Annotated in this window: 9 protein-coding genes; 6 read left to right on the top strand and 3 right to left on the bottom strand. The window is 43.9% G+C overall.

Annotated features, from left to right (window positions below; genetic code table 11):
* Positions 1-548: 548 nt before the first annotated feature.
* The 3 genes from R7E51_RS23885 to R7E51_RS23875 all read left to right on the top strand — a co-directional run bounded on the left by R7E51_RS23885 (position 549) and on the right by R7E51_RS23875 (position 2,362).
* Positions 549-881, top strand: coding sequence for a DUF1904 domain-containing protein (locus R7E51_RS23885; protein ID WP_005381768.1), 333 nt, complete (start codon positions 549-551; stop codon positions 879-881).
* A 12-nt stretch (positions 882-893) separates the two neighbouring features.
* A complete protein-coding gene (mepA, locus tag R7E51_RS23880) occupies positions 894-1,730 on the top strand; it encodes a penicillin-insensitive murein endopeptidase (protein ID WP_206958562.1) in 837 nt (278 codons plus the stop codon).
* A 323-nt stretch (positions 1,731-2,053) separates the two neighbouring features.
* Entirely contained in the window at positions 2,054-2,362 is a 309-nt protein-coding gene (locus tag R7E51_RS23875) for a hypothetical protein (protein WP_005381765.1), read from the top strand.
* A gap of 42 nt (positions 2,363-2,404) precedes the next feature.
* Here R7E51_RS23875 and R7E51_RS23870 read toward each other — a convergent pair whose 3' ends face one another.
* The 3 genes from R7E51_RS23870 to rdgC all read right to left on the bottom strand — a co-directional run bounded on the left by R7E51_RS23870 (position 2,405) and on the right by rdgC (position 5,142).
* Positions 2,405-2,659, bottom strand: coding sequence for a YfhL family 4Fe-4S dicluster ferredoxin (locus R7E51_RS23870; RefSeq protein WP_005381763.1), 255 nt, complete (start codon positions 2,657-2,659; stop codon positions 2,405-2,407).
* A 2-nt stretch (positions 2,660-2,661) separates the two neighbouring features.
* Positions 2,662-4,062, bottom strand: a complete 1,401-nt coding sequence (trhP, locus tag R7E51_RS23865; RefSeq protein WP_206958563.1) for a prephenate-dependent tRNA uridine(34) hydroxylase TrhP — start codon at positions 4,060-4,062, stop codon at positions 2,662-2,664.
* Between the two features lie 165 nt (positions 4,063-4,227).
* Positions 4,228-5,142 (bottom strand): recombination-associated protein RdgC, encoded by a 915-nt coding sequence (rdgC, locus tag R7E51_RS23860; RefSeq protein ID WP_005381753.1) that lies wholly within the window; start codon positions 5,140-5,142, stop codon positions 4,228-4,230.
* 224 nt (positions 5,143-5,366) lie between these two features.
* Between rdgC and phoB the strand changes: the two genes are divergently transcribed.
* From phoB to R7E51_RS23845, 3 genes are read left to right on the top strand one after another with little or no spacing between them, the layout of a single operon-like run.
* Complete coding sequence (gene phoB / locus R7E51_RS23855) at positions 5,367-6,056, top strand: phosphate regulon transcriptional regulator PhoB (protein WP_005381752.1); 690 nt, start codon at positions 5,367-5,369, stop codon at positions 6,054-6,056.
* Between the two features lie 40 nt (positions 6,057-6,096).
* Complete coding sequence (gene phoR / locus R7E51_RS23850; protein ID WP_005383667.1) at positions 6,097-7,395, top strand: phosphate regulon sensor histidine kinase PhoR; 1,299 nt, start codon at positions 6,097-6,099, stop codon at positions 7,393-7,395.
* On the top strand, positions 7,395-8,354 hold the full coding sequence (locus R7E51_RS23845; RefSeq protein ID WP_017821959.1) for a PstS family phosphate ABC transporter substrate-binding protein: 960 nt from the start codon (positions 7,395-7,397) through the stop codon (positions 8,352-8,354). Before phoR ends, R7E51_RS23845 begins: the two co-directional genes overlap by 1 nt.
* Positions 8,355-8,437: the final 83 nt, after the last annotated feature.

The following is an 8,437-nucleotide window of genomic DNA, read 5'->3' as shown; positions in this document are numbered from 1 at the left end:
GGGTGTAGCTCCAATTGGCAGAGCAGCGGATTCCAAATCCGCGTGTTGGGAGTTCGAATCTCTCCACCCCTGCCATACTCTAAAGCCTCAGCAGTAATGCTGGGGCTTTTTTGCATCTGAAGAAAAGAGAATCTGACTAGTTGGAGAGTTGTCGATTCCTCTGATACCAAAGTATCGGGGGATTGAAAGTTCATATCTCCGGGATATTGGTCCACTTCACCTATCCCCCATATTCATAAGCTCTGGCTTAGGTCAGGGTCTCTTTTATTCCTAACGTATAGTTTCGATGTCAGGTGTATGTTTATCCAACGAATATGGCATACCTTTGCTTCAGATAGTTTTATTTTCTAGTAATGTAATTACTAAATGTTGATGTATCGCTTTGCTCTTTCTGTTTTACCTTCGAATTTCATAACACTTTTTCTTCGTTATCGAGCACATCTGATTCACAATCTATTGAAAGGTCAGTGGTTACATTGGCTTGGATGATTACTGACTTGGTTCCTGTTATCATCATGCATTAATGCTAATAATTAGGAAGTAAGTTTATGCCACATTTTCGATTCCGTGCTGTAGAGCCACAAGCTGTTCAGGCATTATCAAAACCCCTTACGGATGAACTTCAGCCTCTAATGGACTGTCCGCGTGAGGATTTTACTTTTGAGTATATCTACACTACGTTTTTCAATGAGGGTGAGGTGAGTGCTGCATATCCTTTTGTCGAAGTGCTTTGGTTCGACCGTGGCCAGGAAGTGCAAGATGAAGTTGCCAAGCTTATTACGCAACAAGTGCGCGGTATCGCTGGTGCCGATATTGATGTTGCAGTTATCTTTTCCGCCTTATCTCCTAAAGCTTATTACGATAATGGCGAACACTACTAAAGGTTAAAGGCTATGAGGCTGAGTTTCATTGTAACTTTGGGTTTATGTTTCTCAGCTTCAGTATGTTCTACTCCTTGGGAGTCTGTGGTTAATCCTACCCGAAACTCTTCCTCCTCTATTGGTAGTTATGCTAACGGTTGTTTAGATGGTGCATTACCCTTGCCTCTCGATGGCGTTGGTTATCAAGTCTTACGTAGTAAAACGAAGCGCTACTATGGGCACCCTAAAACGATAGAGTTTATTGAAAATCTGGCGCTTAAAGCTCATCAAAATCTCAACACCACTCTGTTAATTGGTGATTTATCTTTACCTAGAGGTGGAAGGTTCTCCTCTGGTCATTCTAGTCATCAAACTGGGTTAGATATCGATATCTGGTTAAGACTTGCTGACCAACCGCTTTCTTATAACGAATTACAACTTCCTAAGCCCATGAGTGTGGTGGATTTAAAAGGTTATTCCATACTTAATCATCGCTGGGAAGAACGACACTTTAAACTAATTCGGTACGCTTCAAAAAGTAAGGATGTTGCACGAATTTTTGTACATCCTGTTATTAAGGAGCAACTTTGCTTGCAAGAAAACGGCAAAGATCGTTCTTGGTTACGTAAAGTGCGTCCATGGTGGGGGCATCATTACCACTTTCACGTCAGGTTGTCTTGTCCTGATTCGAGCGACTATTGTGTTGATCAATCACCACCTCCAGTAGGCGATGGCTGCGGTGCTGAGCTTGCAAGTTGGGCCCCGAAAGCGAAACCTATTGATATCCCTCCACGGGTAAAAACAACCTCTAAGCCCAAACGAAAAAAAGTCGTTCCACCTCAATGCTTGCCGCTTATCAATCCTAATTAGTGTTACTCTCCAGGTTTATCTGTACTTGGTGATCTCTTTTATGAAACTGGAGAAACATCATACTTTTGTCTACATTGAATAATACCAATACAAAAACTAACCCAATTAGTTTTGGGGACATATTATAGAAATCTAAATTAAACAAAGAGTTGTAGTATGGGTAAGTTGTAACTTCTTTGTTTAGAAAAAGATCTTTCGTCACGATACTCTGGTTTCTTAGCAATATGTCTGTCAGTTGGCTAAAAAGCGATAACAACGCAGACAAGTGTGTAAGGCAGGGATATGCCCTTTTCCTGTTAGAAGAGTAAATCAAGGACAAAACCATGACTATGATTTGTGCAAAAGAATTTGCAGAGTGGTTAAGACACAGATTTAGCAGTGATACTAAAGGAGTCTCTTTGACTCGAGAGGATGTGAATCACCTGACTGGGCGTCAACGCCTTGATCCGGGTTTTGTTAATGATGTGCATTATGAGCTGATGCAATATGGGATGGCTTTCGTTACTGATACGAGCCGAGAAAACTTTTATTTAATACCTGTTTCTCAAGCGGAAAATTGGCGTGAGAGACTAGAGTATCATTTTGAAAAAGAGCTGTTCTGCAATATTATCCCTATTGAAAAATCAGGTTGAGAAAAGGTTCAACTTTGATGCCAAAGTTGAACCTAATTGCTCTTATGCTAACCCTTGAATAATCACGAATTTTTCAAGCAACTGCTCTTCAGTTTCGACATGGTTCGGATCAGTGATTATGCATTTTGTAATTGGACACACTGACTGACAGGTCGGCTTTTCGTAATGCCCCTTACACTCTGTACATAGCGCTGGATCAATTTCGAAAATGCTCTCTCCCATACTGATTGCCCCATTGGGGCATTCGGGATCACACATGTCGCAGTTAATGCATTTGTCAGTAATGAGCAAGGCCATGATTACTTACCAGTCGGGTTACGGGTGTCCTGCCCTGAGTTCAAGTTACGCATCAATAGACCGTATTCTAAATCTAGATCTGCTGGTACTGGAATGAAGACGAAGTGACCATTCCCTTTGGCATCCTCAATAGACTCTGACTTACGGTTTTCCATCGCTTCTAGCGTGAAAACAATATTGCCTTTTGGCGTCATTAGTTCAAGGCTATCACCGACAAGAAACTTATTTTTTACTTCTACTTCAGCCATGTCACCACGACGTTTGCCTGTGAATTCACCAACAAACTGTTGAGCATCAGAGACTGAGTAACCGTAATCGTAGTTTTGGTAAGTATCGTGTGTATGACGGCGTAGGAAGCCTTCAGTGTAGCCACGGTGAGCTAGGCTTTCTAGTGTACCCATTAGGCTTTCATCGAATGGTCGACCTGCTACAGCATCATCAATTGCTTTACGATAAACTTGAGCGGTACGTGCGCAGTAGTAGAACGATTTAGTACGACCTTCAATTTTCAATGAGTGAACACCCATCTTAGTTAAGCGTTCAACGTGCTGAACCGCTCGTAGGTCTTTAGAGTTCATGATGTAAGTACCATGCTCATCTTCGTAAGCCGCCATTTTTTCTTCTGGACGGTGCGCTTCAGAAAGCAGAACGACTTCATCTGTTGGTTGGCCGCGACCAATTGTGGTTTCAGGGCGCTCGTCTTGTACTTCGACAGGCTGTGCTTCAGTCGGGTCGAATTTCTCTACGATATCACCAGCGTCGTTTTCTTTACCCTCTTCAACTTTGTATTCCCAGCGGCATGCGTTAGTGCAAGTGCCTTGGTTAGGGTCACGTTTGTTGATATAGCCAGAAAGTAGGCAACGACCTGAGTAAGCCATGCATAATGCACCGTGAACGAATACTTCAAGCTCAGTTTCAGGGCAATGCTCACGAATTTCTTCGATTTCTTCTAGAGATAGCTCGCGAGAAACGATCACACGTTCCACGCCATTCGCTGCCCAGAACTTAACGGTCGCCCAGTTTACAGCGTTCGCTTGTACAGAAAGGTGAATTGGCATTTCTGGGAAAGCTTCACGAACCATCATAATTAGGCCTGGATCTGACATGATCAATGCGTCAGGACCCATCTCTACGATTGGCTTAAGATCACGGATGAACGTTTTTAGCTTCGAGTTGTGTGGTTGAATGTTACATACCACATAAAGCTTTTTGCCTAGGGCGTGGGCTTCATCGATACCGATTTTTAGGTTCTCGTGGTTAAACTCGTTGTTACGTACGCGAAGGCTGTAGCGAGGTTGGCCAGCGTAAACTGCATCTGCCCCGTAGGCGAATGCGTAACGCATGTTTTTCAGGCTGCCCGCTGGAGATAGTAGCTCAGGCACGAATGCTTTCTCAGTTGTCATTGCTCAATTCTCTTTTATCTGATCACAAGTCAGGCCAATTCCACCTAATGGAAATGGGGCGCAAATTTTACGTCAAAATGTGAACTGTGACTAGGGTAATTGTGCTTCAGATAGAAAAACGCCCTCAAAAAAAGTGAGGGCGTTATGGTTAACCTTTATACAATATTATGCGTTAGGATTCGGTAAGCCGCCTAGCGCATCGTATAGGTTGGGAAGGAAAGCACTGAACTCTCCACACATTAGAGAGAAGTCTGCATCAAATCGAGCTGCTTGATCTTCACGTGGAATATCATCGTTTTGATCTTTCAATTCATCAGAGAATTTTAGACGTTTGATGCCTGCATCTTCCGTCATAATGAACTCAATACGATCTTGCCAATTAAGCGCAAGTTTCGTCACGACCTTATCCGCAGCGATGTGGTTGCGGATTTCATCAGTGGTTAGCTCTTGCTTCTTACAGCGAATCACACCACCTTCTTCAAGTACGGATTTTAGCTCAGCTTCGTCCATCATGCTGATACCTTGAGGTGTGTCACCGCTTTTCACCCACTCGGTTAGCGTAGTTTCAATCGCCACCTCTGGAATAGCAGGAACAACAGGTAGACTACCCATGGTTTTACGAAGCAATGCTAATACATCTTCTGCTTTTTTGTAGCTGCTTGCATCAACAAGGATAAAACCTTCTTTTGGCATGATAAGCACGTGAGTGTGGCTGCTGCGGCTGAATGCGCGCGGCAGTAAATCCATTACGATGTCATCTTTCAGGTTGTCTTTCTCTTTCTTCTTCAGAGGACGACCTTCTTGCGCTTCCATTGCTTCTACTTTTGCATTCAATGATTCTTTGATCACAGAGGCAGGTAGCATTTTCTCTTCTTTCTTGGCGCAAATCAGAATGCGGTTTTCTGACACGTGAGTCATCATATCGCCATGTCTACCCATTGCACTGACCCAGCCAAATTTCTGTTTGTCTTGACTGCCACACGGGGTGAATCGGAATTCAGACAGCTGAGTTTCTAGTTGTTCGGCGTTAAAAGTAACCTCGCGGTTAACGCGGTATACCAGACAGTTTTTAAACCACATAAATCTTCTCTAGGCTTGATGACAAGGGACTAATCATAGGGAATTTTTGTGCTGATGTCTTAATAGAAATGAAAAATATCCGAATGAACCTCAAAAGAAAGTTATATGAAAATTTGTTTTCAAAGGTCACAAAAGTGTCATAATTGGTAGTGATAATGCTTATGCAAAGAGAGGCGCTTTGTCTCTTAAATTCATTAGCTCAACGAACATAAGGTTACTCAATTATGTCTAGAAGGATTCTGGTTGTTGAAGACGAAGCTCCTATTCGCGAAATGCTGTGCTTCGTACTTGAGCAGAAAGGTTACCAAGCGGTAGAAGCGGAAGATTACGATACTGCAGTAACCAAACTGGCTGAACCCTTCCCTGATTTAGTTTTACTGGATTGGATGTTACCAGGCGGTAGTGGCATTAACTTCATCAAACATATGAAGCGAGAGGAATTAACGCGCAACATTCCAGTTGTGATGCTTACCGCTCGTGGTGAAGAAGAAGATAAAGTGCGTGGTTTAGAAGTTGGTGCGGATGACTACATTACTAAGCCATTCTCTCCTAAAGAGTTGGTTGCACGCTTAAAAGCGGTCATTCGTCGCGTTACTCCGACTGCACTAGAAGATGTAATTGATGTACAGGGATTGAAGCTTGACCCTGTATCGCACCGTGTTACGGCTAATGATGCGCCATTAGACATGGGCCCTACAGAATTTAAGATGCTTCATTTTTTCATGACGCATCAAGAACGCGTATACAGCCGTGAGCAGCTATTAAACAATGTTTGGGGCACCAACGTGTATGTCGAAGACCGTACAGTCGATGTTCACATTCGCCGCCTGCGTAAAGCATTGGAAGCTGCAGGGCATGATAAGCTGATCCAAACTGTTCGTGGTGCTGGATACCGCTTCTCGACGAAGGCATAAATTAACACGCAGCTTATCGGTACCATTTCTGGAGTTATGAGTGGTTGAAAGATTAACGTGGAAAAAGCTGGCCTGGGAGCTGGCTTTTTTTTACACCCCATGGGTGATAGTAGGTTGGATATTCGGTTATATGCCGTGGTTGCTTTTGGCTGCTACGGCATTGCAGCTTGTGTGGCATTTGCATAACCAAGTACGTTTATCTTCTTGGTTATGGGATGAAAAACGCCTCACGCCACCATCTGGTAGCGGTAATTGGGAATCTTTGTTCAATGGGTTGTATCGCTTACAACAGCGCCAACGCCGCAAACGAAAAGAGCTTACTAATCTTATTCGTCGATTCCGAAATGGTGCAGAATCGCTACCCGATGCGGTAGTGGTATTCCGTGCTGAAGGCAATATTGTTTGGTGCAACAAGCTGGCTCAGCACTTACTGGGCTTCCATTGGCCAGAAGATTCAGGTCAACCTATCTCCAATCTCATTCGTACACCTGATTTTATCAAGTACCTCAACAAGAAAGACTTTTCAGAGCCATTAGAAATGCGTTCACCACTCAATGTCGAACGCATGCTAGAACTACGTATCGTACCGTATACCGAAGGTGAACATTTGATGGTGGTGCGTGATGTTAGCCAGTTAAAACAACTTGAGGGAATGCGTCGCAACTTCTTTGCCAACGTATCTCATGAACTGCGTACACCAATGACGGTGCTACAAGGTTATCTTGAGATGACAGAAGATCCTGATATGGTCGTGGGTCCTATGTGGAGCAAAGCTCATGGTGTCATGACGGAGCAGCTTAACCGCATGAACAGTTTGGTGAACCAACTACTGACACTATCTAAAATTGAAGCGGCACCTATGCATGAGCTTGAGGAAGTCGTGAATGTGCCCGCGATGCTTGAAGTGTTAGAAAAAGAGGCGGTTAGCCTTAGTGGGGACAACCAACATAAATTGAAATTTGATGTTGATGCTAGCCTACGCGTGCTGGGCGATGATGACCAGTTACGTAGTGCTATCTCTAACCTCGTTTATAATGCCGTCAAATACACACCGCCTGGTGCGAACATTAATGTTCGTTGGTTCCAGACCTCTCAAGGCGCATGCTTAGAGGTGGAAGATAGTGGTGATGGTATTGAACCTCAGCACCTCCATCGACTTACTGAGCGTTTTTATCGAGTGGATAAAGCAAGATCACGTGATACTGGTGGAAGTGGTTTAGGGCTTGCCATTGTAAAACACGCGCTGAGTCACCATGACTCTCATTTAGAAATTCACAGTGAAGTAGGCGTGGGCAGTAAGTTTTCTTTCGTATTGCCTGAGCGTTTGGTGGTGAAATAATGGCGTTACGATTGGCAAAAACATTCAGTTTATTCGCGCTTGTTTGTTCCTGTATGGCTGGCGCTCAAGATAAACCATTGCCGAGTTATCATAAAACGACGGGGATTGTCGGGAACTTGCTCTCTGTTGGCTCCGATACACTTGCGGGTATGACAACGCTTTGGGTTGAAGAGTTTAAATCCATTTACCCGAATATTAATGCGCAAGTCCAAGCATCTGGCTCTTCTACTGCCCCTCCAGCATTGACCGAACAAACAGCTCAGTTTGGTCCCATGAGCCGCCCTATGCGTTTAAGAGAGGTTGAAGCGTTTGAACGTGAACATGGCTACAAGCCAACGGCGCTTAGGGTAGCCATCGATGCAATCGGTATTTTTGTTCATCAAGATAATCCAATTCAAGGTCTTAACTTTAGTCAATTAGATGCTTTGTTTTCTGCCACGCTACGCTGTGGTGAAAGTCAATTTGTAACAAACTGGCAGCAACTCGGCCTTGAATCACAGTGGGCAAAGCGAAACGTACAGTTGTTTGGTCGTAACTCCGTTTCTGGAACTTATGGTTACTTCAAAAGTAATGCCTTGTGTGGCGGCGATTTCAAGACCCGAGTTAACGAGCAGCCAGGCTCCGCGTCAGTTGTGCAAGCTGTAGCGTCAACCATCAGTGGAATTGGTTATTCCGGTGTCGGTTATCGAGTGGCAGGTGTGCGCTTAGTCCCTGTGGCTAAAATGGGAAATGACTACGTGACTCCAACGCGAGAACATATTGTTAGTGGTAAGTACCCACTATCACGTTACTTATATGTTTACGTGAATAAGCACCCTGATTACCCATTAACACCAATTGAAGCTGAATTTATTCGCTTTATCTTTTCTGCTCAGGGACAAGCGTTGGTTGAGAAAGATGGTTATGTGCCCATTACGGCAGACTTTGCAGAAGAAGAGTTAAAAAAAGTCGGCCTGTAAGCCGACTTTTTATTTTCAGCCCTAAACCACCTACTTCAGTAGGTGGTTATCATCCGTTTCGGCTTTGCCTGTAAAACTACTCA

The organism is Vibrio sp. Vb1166, assembly GCF_033338695.1.
GTDB classification, from domain to species: domain Bacteria; phylum Pseudomonadota; class Gammaproteobacteria; order Enterobacterales; family Vibrionaceae; genus Vibrio; species Vibrio alginolyticus.
Note: the sequence above shows the minus strand (reverse complement) of the source record. Positions and strands in the feature narration are given on the sequence as shown.

Bases quoted from the DNA above. Each gene is read 5' to 3' on its own strand.
- R7E51_RS23885 (WP_005381768.1), top strand. From the start codon at position 549: ATGCCACATTTTCGATTCCGTGCTGTAGAGCCACAAGCTGTTCAGGCA.
- mepA (WP_206958562.1), top strand. From the start codon at position 894: ATGAGGCTGAGTTTCATTGTAACTTTGGGTTTATGTTTCTCAGCTTCA.
- R7E51_RS23875 (WP_005381765.1), top strand. From the start codon at position 2,054: ATGACTATGATTTGTGCAAAAGAATTTGCAGAGTGGTTAAGACACAGA.
- R7E51_RS23870 (WP_005381763.1), bottom strand. From the start codon at position 2,659: ATGGCCTTGCTCATTACTGACAAATGCATTAACTGCGACATGTGTGAT.
- trhP (WP_206958563.1), bottom strand. From the start codon at position 4,062: ATGACAACTGAGAAAGCATTCGTGCCTGAGCTACTATCTCCAGCGGGC.
- rdgC (WP_005381753.1), bottom strand. From the start codon at position 5,142: ATGTGGTTTAAAAACTGTCTGGTATACCGCGTTAACCGCGAGGTTACT.
- phoB (WP_005381752.1), top strand. From the start codon at position 5,367: ATGTCTAGAAGGATTCTGGTTGTTGAAGACGAAGCTCCTATTCGCGAA.
- R7E51_RS23845 (WP_017821959.1), top strand. From the start codon at position 7,395: ATGGCGTTACGATTGGCAAAAACATTCAGTTTATTCGCGCTTGTTTGT.